This window comes from Streptococcus sp. 1F3 (assembly GCF_054968985.1).
This window is the reverse complement of the sequence record NZ_JBUEQR010000078.1, coordinates 1-22,993: the sequence shown is the minus strand read 5'-3', so window position 1 is coordinate 22,993 and position 22,993 is coordinate 1. Positions and strand designations below refer to the sequence as shown.

The window sequence follows — 22,993 nt, the reverse complement described above, 5'->3', positions numbered from 1 at the left end:
TTGAAAACTTTAAAAAACGCATTTTGATTGCTTTAAACGTAAAGAAAGAGAGAACCAAGTTCGTCCTCTCTAGGTGTTAGCTTTTCATCTACCCACTACAGTTGACAAAGAGCCTCAAAAATGATGAGGATTGAAACAAGCTGAACACTAAAAAACACAGACAGTGCAAGCTGATTTTGATGAAATCCAGCCACTCGTCTGTATTTTTTCTATCCATTATGTTGGAGCCATTTCTTAGCTATTTATTGACTTGCTGATTTCTTTCCCACTCCCTCTTGCTTTTATTCCTATTCAGACGCAGGAGTAGCAAATCATCCCCCTATAGAAGAAAGCACCATCTCTCCCCTATCAGACTACTTCCGCTTACGGGCAATCAAATGAATCGGGGTACCACTAAAGACGAAAGCCTTGCGAATCTGGTTTTCAAGGAAGCGCAGGTAAGAGAAATGCATGAGTTCTTCTTCATTGACAAAGATAACAAAGGTTGGTGGTTTGGTCGCCACTTGGGTTGCATAAAAAATTTTAAGGCGCTTGCCCTTATCTGTCGGTGTCGGGTTAATCGCAATCGCATCCATAATGACATCGTTCAAGACAGCAGATGAAATCCGGGTCTGTTGACTTTGACTGATTTGTTTGATCATGGCTGGTAGCTTGTGCAGACGTTGCTTGGTCAAAGCAGACACAAAGAGAATCGGGGCATACGATAGATACTGAAATTGGTCTCGAATATCTGCTTCCCAGTTCTGCATGGTCTTATTGTCCTTTTCAAGGGTATCCCACTTGTTCACAACAATCACCATCCCTTTTCCTGCTTCATGGGCAAATCCAGCAATTCGCTTATCATACTCGCGAATCCCCTCCTCAGCATTCAAGACCATGAGAACCACATCAGAACGATCAATGGCACGCATGGCACGCATGACAGAGTATTTCTCCGTATTTTCATAGATTTTTCCAGACTTCCGCATCCCTGCAGTATCAATCATGGTAAATTCCTGTCCCTCGCTATCCGTAAAGACCGTATCAATCGCATCACGCGTCGTCCCTGCAAGAGGGCTAGCAATCACACGCTCCTCACCTAAAATAGCGTTAATCAAGCTCGACTTTCCAACATTTGGACGACCGATTAAACTGAATTTGATCATATCTGGATTTTCTGCTTCACCCTCAGCTGGCAGATTTTCTACAATGGCATCGAGTACATCTCCTGTACCAATCCCATGAACAGAAGATACTGGATAGGGATCCCCTAATCCCAAAGAATAAAAGTCATATATATCGCTACGCATTTCAGGGTTGTCAACCTTATTCACCGCTAAAATAACGGGTTTATTGGTCTTATAGAGGATTTTTGCCACATATTCATCGGCATCTGTCACTCCCTCCTTACCTGATACGACAAAGACGATGACATCTGCTTCATTCATGGCAATCTCTGCCTGATGCTTGATTTGCTCCATAAAGGGGGCATCAACATCATCAATTCCCCCTGTATCAATGAGGCTGAAATGACGGTTGAGCCATTCAGCTGTTGCGTAGATTCGATCGCGGGTCACACCTTCTATATCTTCTACGATAGAAATGCGCTCGCCGGCAATCCGATTAAATAAGGTTGATTTTCCAACGTTAGGACGCCCCACGATGGCAATAGTTGGTAGAGCCATTGCTCCTCCTTTTCTACAATAAGTGTTTTTCTTTCAAAAGTGTTCTTGTTTCTGGGTGTTCTGCTTGACCAAATTGGGCAAGCAAACGTTCTGACCAGGTTTCTTTCTGTCTGGCTCCTGCATAGTCTGATTGGATCTGATCATAGGCCATAATCGTCTCCACGCCTTGTTCCTTGTATTCTTCCTGAAAGACAATTGCTTCTTGAGGTAGACGCGGCTTAACTGGAAACTGCTGATTAGGCTTTCCTAGGGCGATACAAAAGACAGGATAGGTATAGTCTGGCAATTTAAAGAGGTCGGCAACAGCCCTCGCTGCATGGCGAATCATGCCAATGAAGACACCGCCATAACCCAAACTCTCCGCCGCAAGCAGGGCATTTTGTCCAGCTAACGCTGCATCTACTGAAGAGATTAACAGATTTTCTGTTCCTTTGGCATCAAAGGTGGTTTGGTGGAGCTGTGCAGCCTTGCTCGCCCGATGGTGGTCACCCACAAAGAGCAAAATGGTATCTGCCTGTAAAATAGCTGGTTGAGGGGTCAAAGCATGCAAGGCTTCTTTCTTTTCTTTTGAGCGCACTACAACAATCGAGTAGGATTGAAAATTTTTCCAAGTCGAAGCTGCGCGTCCCGCACTGATAATCGCCTCCAAATCTTCATCTGAAATCACATCATCGGTAAACCTACGGACCGAGCTATGGGCTAACATTAACTCTATTGTTTCATTCATCGACGGTTCCTTCCTCCTAATTGTAATTCAGTGGCTAAAAATCGGATGCGTTCCATCACCCGCTTAGCCTGCCAAGTTTCATCTCCTGAGCGTCCTGCTGCAAAGTGGCGCTCCAAATCCGCAAAGGAAAAATTCGAGGTAAAAAAGGTTGGTAGGTTTTCCTGCATTCGGTGCTGCAAGATAACCTGAAGGACATCATCACGCACCCAAGAGCTATGCTGCTCTGCACCAATATCATCTAAAATCAAGACTTGGGCGGTCTTAATGGCATCAATCTTTTCCTTTACCAAGCCCTCTCCAATTGCATTTTTGATGTCAACCACAAAGGTCGGATAATGAAGCATGGTAGTAGACAACTGGTGGGTCTTAGACAGGAGATTTGCTAAATAGGCCATGAGGTAGCTTTTGCCAACCCCAAAATTGCCATAGAGATATAAACCTTTATTATCTTGACCGACCTGTTTGACAAATTCCGTAATGGCTTTTGTGACCTTTACGCGATTTTCATCCTTAAGATCTACATCTGCAATCGTGATATTTTTCAGATGAGCCGGAAGATTGATTAGCTGAATGCGACTTTTAACTGCCTCTACCCTCCGATATTCAAGCAATTCAGCCGTTTCCAAATAGGATACATCTGCATACCCCTCATTCATGATGAGAACCGGCTGATAGCCGACTGCAATATAAGAGTTATCCTGATGGAGGAATTTTTTTCGCTCGGTCACATATTCAAAAAATTTGGAAATCGAACGGGTAATTTCTTCCTCTGTCAGTTGATGATGACGGATAAAGTCAGCTACTTCCTTATCCTGAATAAGCTCTTGATAAAGCTCCTGATAAGACTTTCTTCCTGATTCAGCCCCCTGCGGTATTCTGTCTTGGACAAGTTTCATCTATCCCTCTCCTCTCATTTCCATGGCTTCTAATTCACGATAGAGCGCAGCCAGTTCAGCCTGACCTCTTGCTGTCTGCTCGGTTTTTACTTCCTGCTTACTCCACTCAGGCACATTGCTCTTTGGCGCCTGGGTCTCTTGCTTCTTACGGCTTCGGTCTTTGCTATCGCGCAGATGATAGACCGCCTGCTCTGCGCTTCGAATCTGCTTGTAGGAAAAGTCGTTTCCCAATTTCAAGGCATAGGCTTCTTGTAAATTAGCCGAATCAACCTTGTTAAAGGTATAAAGGACAAGTACATTGATAACCTCATCTAATAAGCCCAAGTCTATCAATTGTTGCAAGCACTTACGTTCTGATTTCGTGAGCTGCGCCTTGCGCGCTTCTTTTAGCATGGTTAAAAATTCAAGTGCCGTCTTGGACCTACTTTCATGGACGATAGCTTGCTCCTGTCTGGTCAGACTAGCCGCGATAGGTTTTGCCTCCGCCTTTTGCTCCATACGTTTCACTAAAATCATCTGAGCATGAGCAGTTTCTTTTGCGACTTTATAAGCCTCTTGCCAGTCCCAACCCTTTTTTTCCGCCAAATGATAGAGGGCAATCACATCATCTGTTTCATTTTGAAACCGTAACTGATCGCGAGCCATCATCGTCTTAAAAGCCTGTAAATCAAAGCTCGGTGTAGCAAGAGGAGCAAGCGAAAATTCTCCCTCACTGGTAAAGACATCTGAAAAATGCCTGGTCACTTCCGTATCTGATACTGGTCTTGAGAGGGTCCATTCCTCAACTGCCGGCTCTCCGATTTTTTTGATCAGGAGTTTTTGATAGAGGGGATTCTTCAAAAAATCCTCTTTTGTTAAGGGTTCTATCATGCAAAACAATACCGCATTGTCCTTTTGGTAGACAGCAAGTAAGTCCATAGCTCCCAATATATCTATCGCTTTCTCCAAGCGATGGAGCCCCATATTGACATGGTTTAAAATCCGGCTAAGGCTATACTTACCCGCCCCATGATCATAGCCAGCCCATAAAAATTGATAGACCGCAGCCGCATCCTGACCAATAATGGGTTGATAACAGAGGATAAAGCTAAGCCAGTTAGGACTTATAGCGTTCTTTCGCATGTAAGAATATTGATCACTTGGTTTCATGTACTACCTATCTTCTTGTCTTGCTGCCCTTAGTGATTTGTTTGAGCAAGTTTTCCAATTCACCCACATCTTTAAAGGAACGATAGACTGAGGCAAAACGGACATAGGTAATCTCATCCAACTCCACCAACTCTTCCATCACTAAATTTCCAATCAAATCACTTTCCACTTCACTATCGCTGTGGGCTCGAACCTTTTGCTCAATCCGATTGACCACTTCTTCAATTTCATTACTAGAAACAGGACGCTTTTGAGCAGAACGAATAATTCCATTAAAAATTTTCTCACGGGAAAATTGTTCCCGGGTTCCATCCTTTTTCACGACCACCAAGGTTTTTTCTTCTACTCGTTCATAGGTCGTAAAGCGGTGACCACAGTTTTCACACACTCTTCTACGGCGAATGGTATTTCCATCTTCTGCCTGACGACTATCAACAACACTGGATTTTATACTGGCACATTTGGGGCAACGCATACTACTTCTCCCATTCTATCATGATGACTTCATTGTATCATATTTCACAGGATAATAAAAGGGAGCAAGATCCAACTCACTCCCTAGGAGAAGACTTCTCACATCAGCTTCTTTAGGTATGATTTCTCACACTTTGCTGCCGTTTTTGTAACCACTCCCGCCCTTCTTGATAGCCTTTCACCGCAAAGGGAATCATGAAAAAGACATAGGGATAGGCATATTGGCTTTTGGTCTCCCACAATAAATGAAACACCACTCCTCCTGCCCAGTAGACATAGGCATAATAGGCGATCGGCAGACGCTTCCGTGGAGGGAGCACGACTAAAAATACAAAGGCACCACCATATAGCAAGATTAAGTAAGCATGGGTATAATGATAAAAGAGGCGATACATCGCACCACCTCGGTAAAGGCTCTCTAGTCCTACCCCTTTTAGCGGGCGCTGTTGGAGCTTACTGGGTCCTGACCAAATAGACTGAAAGGTTGACTCCGCCCAGGTTGTCACAAACTTTTTCATAAAAAATTGCCCAGCATAGACCGGATTCTCCACAAAATCCTCTATCCGATGGTGAATCTCTAGCTTAGCAGCTTGCCCAATCTTTTCCTCAGCGCCTTCATAGCGGTCATAAACCCGTCTGACATATTTATTGTACCAGCCTCCTCGTCGGAGCTCTGTTTGGGTATCTTGCAAGCCCATTGCTAGCCAGGTTACCTTAGGATTTGGGGCAAAACTCACCTGTCCCACTTTCTCATAATAAGCTACTGTTGCCCTATTAAGACCAAAGGAAGCGACTAAAAGGGGAACCAATAGGCCAAGCAAGTACGGCTTACGCCGACGGAGACATTCCAGAAGCAGGATAAGAACAACAGCTACTAGCAAAATACTGTTGTTATTCCGAATCCAGTACGATAAAGATAAACCTAAACTGGCTAAGAGCGCATGCTTGAAATCTTGTGTCTGAAGATAGCGATTGAAATAGAGGAGACCAAAACTGGCTGCACAAAGTCCATAAACCAGGCCATAGACAAAGAACATATTAAAAAATTGAGGCAAAAAAGTAAAGAGAGCTAGAATCGTATACCAGCTGACCCTTTCATTTTGAAATAAGTCCTCACTTAATTTCCAATTCGCATAATTTATCCCTAGAATTGCTAAAAGATTTAGGAAATAAAAAATCCGTACACTGGCTCTCGGAAACGCCCATAATACCAAACGCTCCAGACTGACAAGACCCAATTGGTGGGGATAGCGATTCAAGTAGGCACCTGCCTGTAAAAAACGGGTATCTCCCTTATTTAACAAAACTGCTGCCCGCCAGACTGAATCGGCATCATCCCGTAATTGAGCTGGCAGACAAAAGATGAGGATAAGACCTACCAATACATAGACAAGAGAGAGCATAATAAACAAGTTGCGACAAGAAAGATTCTTCCATAATCGAGAGAATAGCCCAAAAAAGAAGCAAACCAGTAAAACTGACAGGACTGTCCAAATATCACTAAAGCTCAGCCCGACCCATTTTTTGTAAGGTAGATAGATAACTGCTTGAAACAGGATCGTAGCGATAACTACCAGCAGAAAAAGGAAGCGAGCCCCGTAGCCAATCATGTCCTGCATGATTCGATAGATCGATTCTTGTAATTTCGATAACATCTTTCCTTCTTTCCATATAAAAGAGCTAGAGACTGAACTCCAAGCTCTTTTCTATTTATTTTTCCTTTTTATACTCAATCAAAATCAAAAGTAGACTCGCTTTCACAATTAAGAATGGTGAAAGGTTGGAAATGAGAGTAGCACCGCTCATTTCCTTATAATCGAAGCCCAAGGTAGAACGAGCCTTCACCAAGGCAAGTTGACGAAGGAGCCTTTTGATTTTTAAAGAGTATTAGTTTGTCATATAGTTGTTTCGTTTACTCTTAGTACCAGGCAAGGTGGCAAAATCTTACTGGGGGACAGTCGCGTTTTACGCTCTCGTATCTTGTTTAATTGAACTCGTGCTAAAATTCTAGTGAAAAAGAGAAATTCTCTCGTGCCCTAAGGCACTGCGACAAGTTCCTATTTTCATACGAATTTTTTCACGCTCTCGTATCTTGTTTAATTGAACTCATGCTAAAATTCTAGTGAAAAAGAGAAACTCTCTCGTGCCCTAAGGCACTGCGACAAGTTCCTATTTTCATACGAATTTTTTCACGCTCTCGTATCTTGTTTAATTGAACTCGTGCTAAAATTCTAGTGAAAAAGAGAAATTTTCTCGTGCCCTAAGGCACTGCGACAAGTTCCTATTTTCATACGAATTTTTTCACGCTCTCGTATCTTGTTTTTTCTCAAGCCGGCTATAGGTCCATTCTCTCACCAAGCGATAAATCACCGCAAAGATAGGAGTGAAAAAGACCATTCCCAACAAGCCAAATAAATTTCCACCGATTAAGGCTGCAGCTAAGGTAAAGAGGGTTGGCAGTCCAACGGATTGCCCTACCACACGAGGATAGATAACATTTCCTTCTATCAGTTGGATCAGCTGGAAGAGAATAATGGACCAGAGAGCCAACCATGGATTGTGGACAGATACAAAGAGGGCGCTAATGATACAAGCCGAAAAAGGACCGATATAAGGCACAAAGGACAGCACTCCTGCTAAAATTCCTGCCATTCCCGCATACGGAATAGAGAAAAGAGAATAGCTGACAAAGACCAGCATTCCAATAATGACAGCTTCTACAATCTGACTCATCAAGAACCGATCATAGGTTTCAACAATTACCTCACCAATATAGGCAATGATGCGCACCACTCTTTCTGGAAAAACGGCATGCAGTAACTTCCCTGTCATATCCTGCAAATGTTCCTTGCTTCCCAGAATGCTCAAAGTGATAAAGAAAGCCATAATTAAAGTTAAGATATTTGAAAAAATAACAGTCACATTATTTGCCAGACCCGCAAGAAAGGCTGCAGCAAAGCCTGATAATTTAGACCAATCTGTAAACTGGGTTACGTAGCTATTCAAGCGACTACCCAATTTACTAGACAAGAAGCCACTATCTTGCAAGGTCTGAATGAGCTTTGGAATAGCTTGATTCGTAACAGATACCAATTCGGACACAGTTGACACCAGGGTCGGCAGGATAATGACTACGACCCCTGTTACAATCAAACCAAAGGCAATTAAAACCCCAATAATCGCTAAGGAGCGCTTGCTTTTCCGCAGGAAAGAAACCTTTTCAATCAAGTCTTCCAACTTCTTCATCGGAACATTCAAAATAAAGGCAAAAATCGCCCCGATAAACAAGGCATTCATGCTTGAGAGCAAGACCTTAGCCGTGCTGTAAATATCTGAATAGTTTAACACTGCCAGCAAAACCACTGCCGTAAAACTAATCAATAGCAATTTCTCTTTTAATGAACTCTCCATTACTTGTCCCCTTTTCAATCTAATCCCTACTATGATAGCATAATTTGAAGAAAAAGTCAGAAAATGATTATACAGTCATCTAGGCTCTTTTTATAATTGAACTTGGGCTAAAAGCCTGGGAAAAAGAGAGAACATCCGTTGTTCTCTCTAGAAATTCATTTTTTATCAAAATACTACGATTGTTCAGGCAGTGGTTTGCTATGCCACCTTCCTGTCATTCCTCCCGCATGGCATAGCCCACACCACGGACAGTCTTGATATAAGACTCGCGACCTGGCAGGTCCAATTTCCCACGCAGATAGCGGATGTAGACATCTACGACATTGGTTTCAGCTGTAGCTTCATACTTCCAGACCCGATCCAAGAGTTGCTCTCGGGTCAAGGTTTCTTGACTATTCATGAGGGTAGCAAGAAGATCATACTCCCTGCGAGTTAGGCTAATCAATTCAGAACCACGGGTGACTGTCCGATTTTGAAAATCAATCTTCAGGTCACGGTAGGCTGCTTGAAGCTTGACCTGCTTACAATGCTGATCAATATAATCTCTTCCCCTAAAGATAGAAGTCACTTGTTCAACCAAGTCGCTGATAACAAAGGGTTTAATGATGTAGGAAACAGCGTAGCGCTGAATATCAACACCATACTGCACTGCATCTTCACTATCTACCACCACAATCATGACCGTAGTCGGCTTTATTTTAATCAATTCGGCTGCCAAGTCATGGCTAGACATGTCTGACAGTCGAAAACTCATGAGAATCAAATCAAAGTCTGTCTCATGTGCAAGCTGAAGCGCTTCTTTTCCTGTAGATGTATAGTCGACCAAGTAGTCCTTTTTTTGTAACTCCATGGACACAAAATGAGAGAGGTTACGCTCACGACCTGCAATTAAGATTTTTTTTACCATAAATTATTTTTCATCATACCATGAGTAATGGAAGATTCCCTCTTTGTCTTTACGTTCATACGTATGCGCCCCAAAGTAATCACGTTGCGCTTGAATGAGATTAGCTGGTAGGTTTTCAGCACGGTAACTGTCAAAGTAGGTAATCGCTGCTGAGAAGGTTGGAACTGGAACACCTGCTTGTACCGCTAAGGTGACTACATCACGAACAGCTTGCTGGTATTTAGCTGTTACATCAAGGAAGTATTCATCTAAGAGGAGGTTGGCAAGATCCTCATCACGACCATAGGCATCGGTAATCTTTTGTAAGAACCGAGCACGGATAATACATCCTGCACGCCAGATTTTCGCAATCTCACCAAATGGCAAATTCCAATGATTGTCCTTAGAAGCAACCCGCAACTGAGCAAAACCTTGGGCATAAGACATAATTTTTGAGAAGTAGAGGGCTTGGCGGATTTTTTCAATCAATTCAGCCTTGTCTCCTTCATATTCAAAAACTGCTGGTCTTGGCAAGACCTTGCTAGCATGTACACGTTCTTCTTTATAAGTTGAGATATAGCGGGCAAATACAGACTCTGTAATCAAGGACAAAGGCACACCCAAATCAAGTGACGATTGGCTCGTCCATTTACCAGTTCCCTTGTTTCCAGCTGCATCAAGAATGTAGTCAACGATTGGACCGTCTTGCCCTTCATCGTCCTTGCGTTTCAAGATGTCTGCTGTAATTTCAATCAAGTAGCTATCAAGCTCACCCTTATTCCATTCAGTAAAGATGTCAGCCATTTCATCTACAGAAAGACCGAGCAAGCGTTGCATCAAATCGTAGCTTTCTGCAATCAACTGCATGTCCCCATATTCGATGCCATTATGCACCATTTTCACATAGTGACCCGCTCCATCTGGACCAATATAGGTCACACATGGCGCACCATCTTCAGGAGCCTTGGCTGAAATTTCTTCCAATACATCTGCAACTAAATCATAGGCTTCTTTTTGTCCACCCGGCATAATGGAAGGTCCTTCAAGCGCCCCTTTTTCTCCACCAGAAACCCCTGTCCCGATAAAGTTGATACCCGAATTAGCAAGTTCTTTTGAACGACGAATCGTATCTTGATAGAAGGTATTCCCGCCATCAATTAAGATGTCTCCCTCATCAAGGTGGGGTAATAAGGCTTGGATAGTCGCATCTGTACCAGGACCTGCCTGCACCATGAGCATGATCCGGCGTGGTGTTTCAATAGACTGTACAAAACTTTCTACATCATAGCTTGGCAGTAACTTTTTACCTGGGTTGCTTGCAACGACATCTTCTGTCTTATCTGCTGAACGGTTGTAAATCGCAACAGTATAGCCCCTTGATTCTACATTAAGTGCAAGGTTGCGCCCCATCACTGCCATTCCCACAACACCAAAATTTGCTTTTGTCATGAATATTCTACTCCTATTTCTTAATATCCTTTTCATTATACAATGAAATCAAGCTATTGACAAGATTTTTCCAATTTTCTGTCAATTTCATTCTTCCTCAAAAAGTCCTTGTAGTTGGGCAAAAGGGCTATTTGCTTCCTTTTTCTCTTGAGCCACCACTGCATAGTCTTCTTCTGTCATCACCGTCCAATGATCACCTGATGGTAAGCCCTGCCCTGCTGCTTCCTCAGCTGTCAGAACCTTGAGTGGAATCTGTAATAGAATATGATCTGCTACGCTTTCTGCCAGCACAATCATATCGTCTTCAATAACAAGCACCAAGTCTTCTTCCACCATGTCTTGGTCTTTCAAGGACTGCTCATCTGCTACAAATATCTCCTGAACTGGGAAAGATTCAGATAGTACAACTGGCTCCATCGAACGACTTGAAGCAAGCGTAATCTCATAGGTCATTTGATAATTCAAGAGAAAGAAACCTGCTTCAAAGCTGACCCGTCCTACTACCTTAATCGGGGAAATCTCTAGAATCTCAGCATTTCGAGCCTTGAGCTCATCAGAAAGTTCAAGCCTTTCGTCAAAGGAGATACCAGCCGTTTTTTTCTGAATATCTTGGATATGGAACATCTCTTCTCCTCTTAGTTTACGTGCTCAGTAATATAGTGGTAAACCTGCTGACCAGCAATCGCCCCATCTCCTACAGCCGTTGTAATCTGGCGTAGTTGTTTTTGGCGGACATCTCCAATCGCAAAGATTCCTGACTGACTTGTTGCCATCTGCTCATCGGTCACAATCCAACCCTGCTCATCAGTAATTCCTAAATCTGCCACTGCTTCTGTCATCGGATCAAGTCCCACATAAATGAACACACCACCGAAAGCATGAGCTACCACTTCTCCTGTCTTGACATTTTTAATCAAAACTTCCTGCACCTTGAGGTCATCCCCTTGGATTTCTTCCACCACACTGTCCCAGATAAAACGAATTTTTTCATTCGCAAAGGCACGTTCTTGGATAACTTTTTGGGCACGCAATTCATCACGGCGGTGCACAATAGTCACTGTATTTGCAAATTGAGTCAAGTAAAGGGCTTCTTCAACAGCAGAATCACCGCCACCTACAACCAATAGGTCTTGACCTCTGAAGAAAGCTCCGTCACAAACTGCGCAGTAAGACACCCCACGACTATTGTAAGTATCTTCTCCAGGTACTCCTAGCAAACGATGTTGGGCTCCCATGGCAAGGACAAGTGTGGAGGCTTCCAAGGTCTCCTCTTCTGTCACAACACGTTTGACCAGCCCATCTGTCTCCACACGAATCACCTGACCATAGAGATGCTCCACCCCAAACTTTGCAAGTGGTGCAAACATTTTTTCAGCCAAGTCAGGACCACTGATATGGTCATAGCCTGGGTAATTTTCAATCTCTGCAGTATTGTTCATTTGCCCGCCATAGATACCACGGTCTAAAAGTGCCACCTTTAGATTGCTCCGGGCAGCATATAAGGCTGCGGTCATCCCAGCAGGACCTGCTCCAATAATAATTGTATCGTACATCTTTCTTCCTTCTTTCTTCTACACTCTTAACATGAGCAAAATGCTCACAATCCCAAAGGATAAAATGGGAATGGTCATCACATTAATAATTAACAAATCAAAGAGAACCTCTTGACGTTCTTGAATGGTCTTGTCTTTTTTCTTGAACAAGCGGAGTAAAAACCAAGCTAGGCTAGCCAAAACCACCAAAACCGCTGCAATGAACAGGCTCTTCAGATAAAGGCCTACTATTGTTTGTAACATCTGTTTTCCTGTTTCCTATCTTCATCATCCATACTCATAGCGCACTACACTTCTTTCCAAGAGTCCTGTTTCTACTACAAGTAGAACAGCCCTCTAGAGGTGGAAATAGACGTTTACTATGGCAAACGCTCAGCTACCTTTAAGAAATAGGCTAAAAACCTCCCCCGGAGCTTTTCACTCGGCAAATTTCCTATTTTTACGTTGAGTTCTTCACGGGGGCTTGGTATCTTAGATTTAATTGAGTTCGGACTAAAAATGCTAGAAAAAAGATGAATTGTATCGATTACTGGAGGTAATCTTCTCCTATTCCCTATTTTTCTTTCCATTTTTTTGACGTCCTCACATTTTAATTGAACTCGAGCTAAAAGCTCGGAAAAAAGATAGTTTTTCCTAGAACCAAGGTTCTGCGTCAAAACTCCTATTTTTGCTTTACTCGTGTCACGCTCTCGTATCTTAATTGAACTCGGGCTAAAAGCTCGGAAAAAAGATAACTTCTTCTAGAAGCTTCAGCTTCTGCGAAGAACTTCCTATTTTTCATTCGCTTTTTTAACGCCCTCGTATCTTATGTAGTTGAGTTCAGCCTAAAACCTCGGAAAAAAGATAAATCTCATTGGTTGCCAAGCAACCTGCTTCGATTTCCTATTTTTCAATCGGTTTTTAACGGCTTCACATCTTATTCTAAAAGGTTTGGCGCTTCGCTTTCCGCTCTGCCCGTCCCTTGGCACGATTTTCAAGTCGCTTGGTCTTACGACGCTTTTCATCGACAGCCCACTGAATCTTCTTCTTATAGCCCGGCTTGATTTTTTTCTTTTTCTTCTTGACTAGCCCAATCATCTCAAGGTCTAATTTCTCTCTTGATTTTTCCCGATTAACACGGCGGTCACGATCATAGGTGTCTTGAAATTCATTGTCCTTAATCATCTTCGGTACAAAGGAGATATTCATTTTTTCAAGCTCACGAATATCCGCATCATCACTCGGTTGGTAAAGGGTAATGGCGGTACCTGAGAGCCCATTACGACCTGTCCGTCCTACGCGGTGCACAAAGAAAGATAAGTCCTGAGGAATAGCGTCATTGATGACATGGCTGACCCCTTCAATATCAATTCCCCGTGCTGCCAAGTCGGTTGCGACAATGTATTCAAATTCTAGATTCTTGATTTGATTCATCATCCGTTTGCGCTCCCGCGGTGGAATATCCCCGTGGATTTTTGCAACACGTAGACCATTTGCCATTAGGTAGCTATGCAGTTCATCTGCTCGCGTCTTCGTATTCACAAAAATCATCGCTAAATAGGGTTGCAAGAGCTGGGTAATAGTCAAGATAAGGGCATTTTTATCCCGACCCTTGGTCGAAATCAACCAATTATCAATCGTATCTGAAATCACTGTCTGCGTCTTGATTTGCTCAATGACTGGATTGGTCAAATATTTCTTTAAAAAGGGCTGCAATTTCTGCGGAATAGTCGCTGAAAAGACCATGAACTGCAACTTCTGGGGTAGACTGGAGGCGATGCGATCCACCGTCTCCAAAAAGCCCATATCAAGGGTCATATCTGCCTCGTCCACCACAAAGGTCGTCGCCTTGTGAATTGCCAAATCACCTGACTTCACCAAGTCATAGATACGCCCTGGCGTTCCAATGACAATGTGGGGCTGGCTGGTCTGCAACTTTTCAATCTGACGCTGCTTATCTGTCCCCCCAACATAGTTAGCAACACGGATTTCGGTCTCCGAACACTGGGCAATTTGACGGGCTGCATCATAGATCTGCCTTGCCAGCTCACGTGATGGTGCCGTAATCACGACCTGTACTTGTTCAAGATTTTCTTGAAGTTGCTGAAAGATGGGGATCAAAAAGGTATGGGTCTTCCCAGAACCTGTCTTTGATTCTCCGACCAAGTCACGTCCTGATAAGACAATTGGAATCAGACGGGCTTGAACTTCTGTCGCCGTGACAAACCCCAATTCCCTCAGTGCTTCTTGAATATAGGGTTTTAAGGTAAATTCTGTAAATTTCATAATATCCTCTTTTTCTACTTCCTCTTATTATAACAAAAAAAACAGCATTTGACTGCTGTTTGATACTCAATGAACATCATATTCAGATTAGGCGATGAAGACATAGAAGCCAACTTCCTCAAATCAAGTCAGTAAAGTCTCAATTTGATTTTCAAAGAGTATCACTAATCTTCGAAATATCCGTTACTCATTAACTTTAAAGATCAAACCTCCCTACTCCAGTAATCCTTTCTAGGGAAGTTGGGAAAGATTAGAACGAAATTTTATAGATACAGGATAGCCAGAACGAGTAAGCTCATCACAAGACCAACTCCCCACAAGAAGAAGTCAACCTTCCATTCGCTCCACTTTTTCCCCTGCCCCGTTAAGCCACCTAATTCCAAATGGTGATGAAATGGTGTCATGCGGAAGATACGTCTGCCCTCACCATACTTTTTCTTGCTGTATTTGAAGTAGCTGACCTGAAGCATGACCGAGACCGTTTCCACCACATATACAAGTCCGATAAAAAGAAGGGTCCATTCTTGATGAAGGGCAATTGAAATGGTTGCCAACATCCCTCCGAGCGCCAGGCTCCCCACATCTCCCATGAAGATTTTAGCCGGTTTATGGTTGTAGTAAAAAAATCCGAGCAAGGCTCCTATCATGGTCATACAGACCAATAAAATATCGAATTTACGGTCAACAAAGGCAATTATTGCATAGGCTGACAAACTGATAACAACGGAGATTGAAGCAAGCCCGTCAATCCCATCTGTTAGATTGACCGCATTGGAAAATCCAACCAGCCAAAAGAGCACAAAGGCGATATAAAAGATACCAAGATGAAGAGGATAGCCTAACACATTGAGCGTTCCATCACCTGCCCCCTGCATGTGTACCAAGTAAAAAACAATACCACCTAGAATCTGTAAAGCTAATTTTTGCTTAGGATTCAACCCTTCATTGATCTTGCGGAAAATCTTTAGGAAATCATCTAGGAAACCAACGATTCCATAAAGTAATAAGATAAAGAGAATTGCAAGTACTGCACCTGTCAACATATGTAAAACGAGGGCAAAAAGAAAGGTCACAACAATGGCTACCACCAGAAAAACCGTTCCTCCCATAGTAGGCGTTCCTGCTTTAAACTGATGTTGGAGGACATCTTCATGAGTTTGTTGCCCTTCTATGCGCTTGGCTTGATAAAAGCTGATAAATCTTGGAATCAATAGGACAGTCGCCACAAAGGCAACCAGTCCTGCTATGATTACAGAATACATATTAATCTCCTAAGTTAATTCTTATTTTTTTCGTCTTTTCTAAGTCACTGCCAACTGTGACACTCTGACTACGGACAGTCGATCCAGAACCGCTCCATTCAATCTCTATTCCTGTCCACTCAGCGAAAATAGCCACATTTTCTTTCGTCCACCCATACATGTCAGGCACTCTTTCAAACTTATTTGTCAACAGCAAAATCTGCTGATTGGCTACTAGATTTGAACCACTGGCAACAGAGACTTTCTTAATCTCTCCACCATTTCCCAGAATAATCGGTTGCACCAATTGTTGACGTAAAAAACTAGCCGTCACTCCTGGCTGCTGACCGATAATATCATCCAACTGATACTCTGTTTCTTTAGCGATAGTGGTGAGAGCGGGAGCAGGGGTTGTCAAATTGAGACTATCTTTTAACTGCATCGCCTCCTTGAGGGCTGGATTGATAATATCCCTCCAATAGACGACGCTCCAACTTTCTGGTTGTTGGACAGTCACATACATGATAAATTCTGGGTCTTCTGCTGGAATCATGGCAACAACAGAGTTAATGGTATCATTTGGCCCTTCCATATACCCTGTTCCATCTTCTTTACCGATTTGGGCAGTTCCTGATTTCAGCGCAATGTTGTAGCCTTCTACTTGAATAACTGCCCCATCAGATGAGCGTAAGGTTCCAAATTGCGGATCTGTTCCAACGCCAATCATGTACTGACGCGTTTCAGTAGCTGCCTTCTCAGATATGGGCTTGCCTACGACTTCCGGCTTTGATAAGCGTACTGAATCAGTATTCGCGTCATAAAGAGCCGTGATAAACTTCGGTTCCAGCATCACACCATTATTTGCAACAGCGCTAAAGCCACGAAGCATCTGGGTTTGAGTTGCTAGAATCCCTTGACCAAAGGAAGTCATCGCAACAGATACCACATTATTTTCTGGTAAAAGCCCTGCTTCTTCCCCCTCCATTCCAAAACGGGTTGGATAGCCAAAGCGGAACTTCTCAAGGTAATTTAACCAACGCTCATCTCCCATTTTTTGCTCCAAAATGGTCATACCAACGTTACTTGAAAGGTAGAAACCTTGTGCGTAGGTTAGTGTCAGCGGAGCATATAGATCGCCTGCATTGACATCCCAGTCTCGAATAGTCGCATCAGCAATCTGGATTTCAGAACGATTGTAATACTCATTTGCTGCAAAAGTACCATTATCAATCGCTGCTGCAACCGTCATGACCTTCATGGTAGAACCTGGCTCAAAGTTTTCCTGATAGAGGAGGGAACGTTGCAGGATATCCTTGTCATCTACCCCCTCCTTAGTGTCTGGATTGTAGGTCGGTCGTTGCGTTGTAGCTAGGATCTCTCCTGTCTTAGCAGAAACCAGGGTTGCATTGACATATTTTCCCTTGGTCTTCTCAAAGAAAACATCCATATTGGTTTCCAGAGAACGCTGAAGATCTGCTGAAATTGTTGTGTAAATATCCTGACCATCCACTCTTGCTTCTTTGACATCTTCTGTTCCAGGAACAATTCGACCACGGCTATCTTTTTCATAGACAATTCTTCCATCTTGACCCGCCAAGATACTATCTAGAGAATACTCCAACCCTCGTTGGCCTTTCAACCGATAATTCCCATCGTTCTTTTCGTCAACCAGATTGGCTAAGCCAATAAAGCTTGAAGCAAAATTTCCATTGGGGTAAAGGCGTCCTGGATTCGTATCAAAGGCAATCCCTTTTATTCCTGCTGCTTCCATCTCCTCTTGGATCGCCGTCATGGTACTATACGAAATATTCTTCCCCAATGTTCCAAAATAAACTTGCTTCAACTTAGGCTGATTTAACTGCTGCATCACATAGTCTGTCTCAAGCCCTAGATGCTTATTTAAGATTTCTGCAACCTGCGTGAATTGGCGAGGTTCAACATATAAAATTTCTTTCCGAGCAGAGATGTATTCCTTATCAATCACTGCATAGACTGTATAGGTCGTTGAATCTTTGGCAATGGGCAAACCAGTGCGATCGTAAATCGTTCCCCGTCTAGCTTGGACAGTCACTTCTATCTGATGAACTTTCCTTGCCCCCTCTGATAAGTCAACACCAAATTTTTTATCGGTTCCGATAATCATGGCAAAGTTAATCAAAAAGATGAAAAAGATGAAAACCGTCAGAAGAATGAGACTTTGCCCCACTCTCCGACGATTTTGTGACGGAATATAGCGTTTCTTTAGAACATACCGTAATAATTGTTGTTTGCGTTTTAACATTACTCTGCTACTCCAACATTATCATTCTTATAAGTCAAACCTGCCTTCTCTGCTATCTCTAATAAGCGTGCATTTCGAATCAACTCGTTGACAGCTTGTTCGGCATCATCAATTTCCACTTGCTTACTATTGATTTCTTGATTGACATGAGCCATTTCTGCCTGTACCTGCAACAAACGAGTTTGCATGAAAATAATTCCAACAGCCAATGCCAAGCTAGACAAGACGATACTTCCGTAAAATGCCTTCTCCACTCGAGAAAATGTCTTGATTTTTTCACTAATAATGCGCATGGTCGCATCTTTTCGTTGATCTTGTAACATATTCTTCACCTACTTGTATCTCTTTTTTGCCACACGCAGTTTGGCAGAGTGGGCGCGGTTATTGGCTGCTAATTCACTTTCACTCGGTAAAATAGGCTTGCGATTGACCAATTCCATTTTGGGTCTTACATCATCAGGAATAAAGGGCAAACCCTTTGGCACGTCAACCGTTGAAGCCTCTTTAAACAACTGCTTGGTCAATCTATCCTCTAGAGAATGGAAGGTAATGACAGAAATGCGACCATCTACAGCAAGCATATCCATCGCCTGCTGGAGGGACTCCTCTGCCGCCCCCAATTCATCATTGACCTCAATACGAATTGCCTGAAAAATCTGCTTGGCTGGATGCCCCTTTTTCTTCAATTCCTTCGCTGGTTTGGCTGATTTAATCACCTCTGCTAGCTCAGTTGTCGTTTCAATCGGCTGGACAGCTCTTCTTTGTTCAATTTTTCGGGCGATTTGCTTGGAAAATTTATCCTCTCCATATGTAAAGAAAATCCGCACCAAATCACGGTATTCATACTGATTAACCACTTCGTAAGCTGTTAGGGGCGCTGTAAGGTCCATTCGCATATCAAGTGGCGCATCTTTTTTATACGAAAAGCCACGTTCTCGCTCATCTAATTGGGGACTAGATACCCCCAAATCGTAACAAATACCATCAATTTCCTCTACTCCTTGCTCTTTCAAACGAGCTTTTAGATGGCGGAAATTATCTTTGATAAAGGTCACCATCCCCTTTTCAATATAGGGAGCTAAGCGCTTTTGGGCATTCAAAATAGCCGTCTCATCCTGATCAAAGGCATAGAGATGACCTTCATCAGTCAGTTGGCTCAATAGATATTCGCTATGCCCTGCACCGCCCAAGGTTGCATCTACATAGATGCCATCAGGCTTCACCGCCAGCATATCTACGGTTTCATGTAGTAAAACAGTCGTATGGTTAAATTCCTTCATCATATCTTTACTATTGTACCATATTTCATCCTAAAAAGAGAGCAACAAGATACAAAGCCCGTTAAAAACTCAAAGCGAAAATAGGCGGCCGAGCAGAAGTTGCTTGCAACTTCGTTGCGAGACCCCTGCGAAGATAGCTAGGCTAGTCACAAATGAAATGCAGGGAATAGCCAGCTAGCTACCGCTAATACCCTATCTTTCAATACATTTCTGTTACGGTCTTTTTCGCACAGAGTTTAGGGCGTGTTCAATTACAAGATACAAGAACGTAAAGAACACAAAAGCACCCTCTAAAAGGGTGCAAATGTACCGATATTATACTCATTTAGTTTAACTTTTATTACTTCGACGATTGTGGAAACTCCGTTTCTCTATTTCCAACTTCCAATCATCTTCTAGATGATTGGAACTCGCTTTGCCGTACTCCAGTACAGCCTGCAGCTCCTTGCCTAGTACTAAAAGGAAACGAAACAACTATATCAACTCTATTAGAGCTAGTAGAAAACTATTATTTCAAAAAGGGCTTTCTCGTCATCAAGAATTATAACCCCAAATCAATACATTCCAAAGAATCCAAAGAAGAACAGTAGCAGAAAGTAACAACACTACTTTCCAAAACAAGTGGATATGAATCTTTCGAATCTTCCATACTAAAACACTACTCATCAATAAGAACACACAAATTACTAACAATATAAATAGTTTAAACTTTATAAATTCGTTCATGAGAATAACTTATATGCTCCTTTCTAATACATTATTTTAGATTGATGACTACAATATTACTATAATATTTTTAAAACGAAAAATCAAGTCGTTTTTATAAAATATTTATGTCCTCATAAATTGGTTAGATTTTGCTCTCACTTTATAATGCACTTGAATGTACAAAATAGTGTCATCGTATTTTACACTTATTCTTTCGTCTTTATGAGAAGGCTCACTATTCTTTCCTAATATCCTGTCTATACTCTAAAAAATAGACTTTACCCGTTACATCATATTGTCAAACGAGCATTTATTCAGAAAATGCCTTTAAAGTAATAAATAGATAGCGGTAAACCTCCCAGTATTCATCAACTACTTTTAACCCCTTATATCTTTACAAAGCAAGGAAATTCCTTTACAATATTCTTATTCTTGCTAGAATGAGGATTGGAATGAAACATATCTTACGTCAATTAAAACCTTTTGATTTTGTCTTAGTTGGAATGACCCTGCTCCTGTCCTTCGTGCCAGCTATCATCACCTATGTAGGCAGCCAGAATCAAGTAGAAGAACCATATCTGATTGCTTCTATCCGTATCAACGGCGAAGTTGTCGAAGAATTTAAACTCTCAAAAAGCACCCCCCACAAAGAAGTCACCTACTATCCTAATCCTGGTCAATATAACATCATTGAGGTTGATGGCGCACGCATCCGTGATAAGGAAGACAACAGTCCCGACCAAATCGCGGTCAATACCGGCTGGATTAGCAAGTCTGGTGAAATTGCTGTTTGCCTCCCGCATAATCTCATCATCGAAATCCGAACCCCCGAAGATCAAGAAAACGAAGAAGAGGAAGAATTGATTTTACCAATTTGACAGGTAGTCTAAAAGAGCTTGAAAATCCAAGCTCTTTTTTCTATAGCACACAAGCTAGCAGCAAGACAAGAAAGTACATGAAAGAAAAAAGGATAAAGCTTTTTACTGCTTCAACAAAAGTCTCACGCTTGACCTGTTTTTCCAAGAAACGCCCTAGACTTCTATAGGACAAAAGAGCGACACCATAGCCCAACCAAGCCCAAAAGGGCAAAAAGCCAAAAAGGGGATAAAGTAGCCATAGAAACCACGGCAATATGGCTAAGCAACTATAGAGTAAGAGACCTTTTTGTCTTCCAAGATGAAAGACTAGAGTATGACGATGATTACGGATATCTTCATCCAAATCACATAAGTTGTTAGCTAGCATCATATTTGCAATCAAACAAATGAGGGGCAAACTCATAAAACCAATCTCTATACATTTCCCCCAAGCCAACTGCAACTGAAACCATTGACCGACAAATCGACTAGTCAGTAGCAAATCGGGTGCCTGAACAAAGACACCGAGAAAAAAGATCCCCAAGCCCATAGTTATCCCTGAAAAAATCTCTCCTAGTGGCATTCGTGATAGGGGGATTGGTCCAAACGTATAGCAAATACCTATCAGGAAGCAACCAGCACCTAGCGGTAATAACATCAAGTCTGTCCGCCAGACTAACATCAGCGAAATCACAATCGAAAAAAACAAGAGGGCAAAGACTATCTGTCCCATTTGCCTAAGCTCAAGCTGATTACGACCGATGACATTCTGCTCATCACGGTAGACTTGATCTTTTGCCTTGACATAATCCATCGTATTATTGATAGCTGTCGTACACATATCAAAGCTCAAGACAGCTAAGACAAAGAGCAGAGTATTCAACCCATTAAAAGCATTGTAACGGTAGATAGACCATACAATTCCAAGCAACATAGGAAAGATACTTGCAACCTTGGTTCGCAATTCGATAAATTCTAAAAAAATAGGCAGGGTCATTTTCCCCTTTTCATTCCTCATTAACAAGATGATACTCCTTATTGCTCAATTCAAAACGATCCTTGAGACCCTTACTCAAGTGAACACCCCGATCTTTATCAATAAAGACCGCCTCTACGTCCTCTAACTGGTCGATCAATTCGCGGCCCTTATCAATTCCTAAGAGAAAGAGCGTTGTAGACAGAGCATCTCCCTGAGTAGAGGTTTTTGTAAAAACAGTTACACCTGAAATCGTATTTTCAACTGGATAACCCGTTTCTGGGTCTAAGATATGATGATAGATGACCCCATCGACTTCCAAGTAACGCTCGTAAATCCCAGAGGTTACAACCGACCCGTCTTTGACATAGACTGAACCCACGACAGTTCCCCTTACTTCATCAGGATCCTGAACACCTACCTTCCAGCCTTCCTCGTGGACAGGAGAACTGCCCATAACAACCACATTACCGCCTAGATTGATAATGGCTGTAGTAATCCCCTTGCTTGAAAATAAATCTTTCAACCCATCCGCAATATAGCCTTTTGAGATTGCACCTAGCTCCAGCGTCATCCCTTCTTTTATTGCAACGGTCTGCTTCGTCTTATCCAACTCTACATCTTTGTAGTTGATGTACGGTAGTGCGTCCTTGATTTCTTGATCACTTGGTTTTCGGGCATCCTCTGAGCCAATTTTCCAGAGATTGTTGACCGCTCCAATAGAAACATCGAAACGCCCCTTGCTTTTTTCACCCATTTCCAAGGCTTGCTCAATCAATTCAAATGTACGTGGGTCAACCTCGATAGCCTTTCCTGCTGCATGGTTAATCCGATAAATATCCGATCCTTCCAGATTCGTGGATAAGAGCCGTTCCATTTCTTTGACATAGGCAAGCCCCTCCTCCATGACCTCTTCCTGATCCTTATGGTAAATACTAATCTGTACCACTGTATGAAGCAAACTTTCCGTCCGAGTCAAAGGCTTTTCTAGTACAGGCAAACTCTCTTCAACTGTCGGCTTAGACTGACAAGCTCCCAGTAGGAAACCACAAATCAGTAAAGGAATGGCTAGCCACTTCCATTTCATATTCTCTTTCTCCTTTATATAAGATACGAGGGCGTTAAAAAAGCGAATGAAAAATAGGAAGTTCTTCGCAGAAGCCGAAGCTTCTAGAA

At 42.5% G+C, this 22,993-nt stretch carries 20 protein-coding genes; 1 reads left to right on the top strand and 19 read right to left on the bottom strand.

Features of this window, described 5'->3' with window-relative positions; genetic code table 11:
• Nucleotides 1–353 precede the first annotated feature (353 nt).
• From der to rsmH, 17 genes are all read right to left on the bottom strand, one after another.
• Nucleotides 354–1,664, bottom strand: a complete 1,311-nt coding sequence (gene der / locus ACVPON_RS07200) for a ribosome biogenesis GTPase Der (RefSeq protein ID WP_462877637.1) — start codon at nt 1,662–1,664, stop codon at nt 354–356.
• A gap of 13 nt (nt 1,665–1,677) precedes the next feature.
• Entirely contained in the window at nt 1,678–2,391 is a 714-nt protein-coding gene (locus tag ACVPON_RS07195; RefSeq protein ID WP_462877634.1) for an NADPH-dependent oxidoreductase, read from the bottom strand.
• Nucleotides 2,388–3,287 (bottom strand): primosomal protein DnaI, encoded by a 900-nt coding sequence (dnaI, locus tag ACVPON_RS07190; protein WP_462877631.1) that lies wholly within the window; start codon nt 3,285–3,287, stop codon nt 2,388–2,390. Before dnaI ends, ACVPON_RS07195 begins: the two co-directional genes overlap by 4 nt.
• Nucleotides 3,288–4,436, bottom strand: coding sequence for a DnaD domain protein (locus ACVPON_RS07185; RefSeq protein WP_462877629.1), 1,149 nt, complete (start codon nt 4,434–4,436; stop codon nt 3,288–3,290).
• 7 nt (nt 4,437–4,443) lie between these two features.
• Complete coding sequence (nrdR, locus tag ACVPON_RS07180; RefSeq protein ID WP_462877627.1) at nt 4,444–4,911, bottom strand: transcriptional regulator NrdR; 468 nt, start codon at nt 4,909–4,911, stop codon at nt 4,444–4,446.
• Between the two features lie 112 nt (nt 4,912–5,023).
• Entirely contained in the window at nt 5,024–6,565 is a 1,542-nt protein-coding gene (locus ACVPON_RS07175; RefSeq protein ID WP_462877624.1) for a hypothetical protein, read from the bottom strand.
• A 646-nt stretch (nt 6,566–7,211) separates the two neighbouring features.
• Nucleotides 7,212–8,321 (bottom strand): AI-2E family transporter, encoded by a 1,110-nt coding sequence (locus tag ACVPON_RS07170; protein ID WP_462877621.1) that lies wholly within the window; start codon nt 8,319–8,321, stop codon nt 7,212–7,214.
• Between the two features lie 214 nt (nt 8,322–8,535).
• The gene (locus tag ACVPON_RS07165) at nt 8,536–9,228 is read right to left on the bottom strand and encodes a response regulator transcription factor (protein WP_462877618.1); all 693 of its coding nucleotides are present in this window, start codon (nt 9,226–9,228) and stop codon (nt 8,536–8,538) included.
• A gap of 3 nt (nt 9,229–9,231) precedes the next feature.
• Nucleotides 9,232–10,656, bottom strand: a complete 1,425-nt coding sequence (gene gndA, locus ACVPON_RS07160) for an NADP-dependent phosphogluconate dehydrogenase (protein ID WP_462877614.1) — start codon at nt 10,654–10,656, stop codon at nt 9,232–9,234.
• A gap of 87 nt (nt 10,657–10,743) precedes the next feature.
• Nucleotides 10,744–11,280: a YceD family protein gene (locus ACVPON_RS07155; RefSeq protein ID WP_462877612.1), complete on the bottom strand. Its 537-nt coding sequence runs from the start codon at nt 11,278–11,280 to the stop codon at nt 10,744–10,746.
• A gap of 11 nt (nt 11,281–11,291) precedes the next feature.
• Complete coding sequence (gene trxB, locus ACVPON_RS07150; RefSeq protein WP_462877610.1) at nt 11,292–12,209, bottom strand: thioredoxin-disulfide reductase; 918 nt, start codon at nt 12,207–12,209, stop codon at nt 11,292–11,294.
• An 18-nt stretch (nt 12,210–12,227) separates the two neighbouring features.
• Nucleotides 12,228–12,452 carry a DUF4059 family protein gene (locus tag ACVPON_RS07145; protein WP_462877607.1) on the bottom strand — a complete coding sequence of 75 codons (225 nt, stop codon included), beginning with the start codon at nt 12,450–12,452 and terminating at the stop codon, nt 12,228–12,230.
• Nucleotides 12,453–13,130: 678 nt separating this feature from the next.
• The gene (locus ACVPON_RS07140) at nt 13,131–14,474 is read right to left on the bottom strand and encodes a DEAD/DEAH box helicase (RefSeq protein ID WP_462877605.1); all 1,344 of its coding nucleotides are present in this window, start codon (nt 14,472–14,474) and stop codon (nt 13,131–13,133) included.
• Between the two features lie 263 nt (nt 14,475–14,737).
• Nucleotides 14,738–15,736 carry a phospho-N-acetylmuramoyl-pentapeptide-transferase gene (gene mraY, locus ACVPON_RS07135; RefSeq protein ID WP_462877601.1) on the bottom strand — a complete coding sequence of 333 codons (999 nt, stop codon included), beginning with the start codon at nt 15,734–15,736 and terminating at the stop codon, nt 14,738–14,740.
• Between the two features lies 1 nt (nt 15,737).
• On the bottom strand, nt 15,738–17,996 hold the full coding sequence (gene pbp2x, locus ACVPON_RS07130; RefSeq protein ID WP_462877597.1) for a penicillin-binding protein PBP2X: 2,259 nt from the start codon (nt 17,994–17,996) through the stop codon (nt 15,738–15,740).
• Nucleotides 17,996–18,319: a cell division protein FtsL gene (gene ftsL / locus ACVPON_RS07125; RefSeq protein WP_462877592.1), complete on the bottom strand. Its 324-nt coding sequence runs from the start codon at nt 18,317–18,319 to the stop codon at nt 17,996–17,998. The genes pbp2x and ftsL overlap by 1 nt, the downstream gene beginning before the upstream one ends.
• A gap of 9 nt (nt 18,320–18,328) precedes the next feature.
• Complete coding sequence (rsmH, locus tag ACVPON_RS07120; protein WP_462877589.1) at nt 18,329–19,279, bottom strand: 16S rRNA (cytosine(1402)-N(4))-methyltransferase RsmH; 951 nt, start codon at nt 19,277–19,279, stop codon at nt 18,329–18,331.
• 1,151 nt (nt 19,280–20,430) lie between these two features.
• On the opposite strand from rsmH, the gene ACVPON_RS07115 reads away from it, so the two are divergent.
• Entirely contained in the window at nt 20,431–20,862 is a 432-nt protein-coding gene (locus tag ACVPON_RS07115) for a NusG domain II-containing protein (RefSeq protein WP_462877644.1), read from the top strand.
• A gap of 40 nt (nt 20,863–20,902) precedes the next feature.
• On the opposite strand, the gene ACVPON_RS07110 is transcribed toward ACVPON_RS07115, so the two are convergent.
• Together ACVPON_RS07110 and ACVPON_RS07105 are read right to left on the bottom strand one after the other, a co-directional pair.
• Nucleotides 20,903–21,859 carry a 1,4-dihydroxy-2-naphthoate polyprenyltransferase gene (locus ACVPON_RS07110; protein ID WP_462877641.1) on the bottom strand — a complete coding sequence of 319 codons (957 nt, stop codon included), beginning with the start codon at nt 21,857–21,859 and terminating at the stop codon, nt 20,903–20,905.
• The gene (locus ACVPON_RS07105; RefSeq protein WP_462877586.1) at nt 21,849–22,904 is read right to left on the bottom strand and encodes an FAD:protein FMN transferase; all 1,056 of its coding nucleotides are present in this window, start codon (nt 22,902–22,904) and stop codon (nt 21,849–21,851) included. The genes ACVPON_RS07110 and ACVPON_RS07105 overlap by 11 nt, the downstream gene beginning before the upstream one ends.
• Between the last annotated feature and the right edge of the window lie 89 nt (nt 22,905–22,993).

Excerpts from the sequence above, each read along its gene's own strand:
- ACVPON_RS07165 (WP_462877618.1), bottom strand. The coding sequence starts at position 9,228 with ATGGTAAAAAAAATCTTAATTGCAGGTCGTGAGCGTAACCTCTCTCAT.
- ACVPON_RS07110 (WP_462877641.1), bottom strand. The coding sequence starts at position 21,859 with ATGAGGAATGAAAAGGGGAAAATGACCCTGCCTATTTTTTTAGAATTT.
- gndA (WP_462877614.1), bottom strand. The coding sequence starts at position 10,656 with ATGACAAAAGCAAATTTTGGTGTTGTGGGAATGGCAGTGATGGGGCGC.
- nrdR (WP_462877627.1), bottom strand. The coding sequence starts at position 4,911 with ATGCGTTGCCCCAAATGTGCCAGTATAAAATCCAGTGTTGTTGATAGT.
- trxB (WP_462877610.1), bottom strand. The coding sequence starts at position 12,209 with ATGTACGATACAATTATTATTGGAGCAGGTCCTGCTGGGATGACCGCA.
- ACVPON_RS07175 (WP_462877624.1), bottom strand. The coding sequence starts at position 6,565 with ATGTTATCGAAATTACAAGAATCGATCTATCGAATCATGCAGGACATG.
- rsmH (WP_462877589.1), bottom strand. The coding sequence starts at position 19,279 with ATGATGAAGGAATTTAACCATACGACTGTTTTACTACATGAAACCGTA.
- ACVPON_RS07185 (WP_462877629.1), bottom strand. The coding sequence starts at position 4,436 with ATGAAACCAAGTGATCAATATTCTTACATGCGAAAGAACGCTATAAGT.
- ACVPON_RS07140 (WP_462877605.1), bottom strand. The coding sequence starts at position 14,474 with ATGAAATTTACAGAATTTACCTTAAAACCCTATATTCAAGAAGCACTG.
- ACVPON_RS07155 (WP_462877612.1), bottom strand. The coding sequence starts at position 11,280 with ATGTTCCATATCCAAGATATTCAGAAAAAAACGGCTGGTATCTCCTTT.
- der (WP_462877637.1), bottom strand. The coding sequence starts at position 1,664 with ATGGCTCTACCAACTATTGCCATCGTGGGGCGTCCTAACGTTGGAAAA.
- ACVPON_RS07195 (WP_462877634.1), bottom strand. The coding sequence starts at position 2,391 with ATGAATGAAACAATAGAGTTAATGTTAGCCCATAGCTCGGTCCGTAGG.
- ACVPON_RS07105 (WP_462877586.1), bottom strand. The coding sequence starts at position 22,904 with ATGAAATGGAAGTGGCTAGCCATTCCTTTACTGATTTGTGGTTTCCTA.
- ACVPON_RS07145 (WP_462877607.1), bottom strand. The coding sequence starts at position 12,452 with ATGTTACAAACAATAGTAGGCCTTTATCTGAAGAGCCTGTTCATTGCA.
- dnaI (WP_462877631.1), bottom strand. The coding sequence starts at position 3,287 with ATGAAACTTGTCCAAGACAGAATACCGCAGGGGGCTGAATCAGGAAGA.
- ftsL (WP_462877592.1), bottom strand. The coding sequence starts at position 18,319 with ATGTTACAAGATCAACGAAAAGATGCGACCATGCGCATTATTAGTGAA.
- ACVPON_RS07170 (WP_462877621.1), bottom strand. The coding sequence starts at position 8,321 with ATGGAGAGTTCATTAAAAGAGAAATTGCTATTGATTAGTTTTACGGCA.
- pbp2x (WP_462877597.1), bottom strand. The coding sequence starts at position 17,996 with ATGTTAAAACGCAAACAACAATTATTACGGTATGTTCTAAAGAAACGC.
- mraY (WP_462877601.1), bottom strand. The coding sequence starts at position 15,736 with ATGTATTCTGTAATCATAGCAGGACTGGTTGCCTTTGTGGCGACTGTC.